This window comes from Janthinobacterium sp. BHSEK, from assembly GCF_056174685.1.
The window spans coordinates 1-243 of sequence record NZ_JBWBYV010000281.1; the positions used below are offsets into that span (position 1 = coordinate 1).

A 243-nucleotide genomic window follows, 5' to 3' on the forward strand; every position below is an offset into this window, starting at 1 on the left:
ACTCGACTGCATGAAGTTGGAATCGCTAGTAATCGCGGATCAGCATGTCGCGGTGAATACGTTCCCGGGTCTTGTACACACCGCCCGTCACACCATGGGAGCGGGTTTTACCAGAAGTAGGTAGCTTAACCGCAAGGAGGGCGCTTACCACGGTAGGATTCGTGACTGGGGTGAAGTCGTAACAAGGTAGCCGTATCGGAAGGTGCGGCTGGATCACCTCCTTTCTAGAGTTTGCACGAATCA

General features: G+C 53.9%; 1 rRNA gene. It reads left to right on the forward strand.

From position 1 onward, the window contains the following. Positions 1 to 224 (forward strand): 16S ribosomal RNA (locus AC0V2Y_RS29045); the annotation flags it as partial. Between the last annotated feature and the right edge of the window lie 19 nt (positions 225 to 243).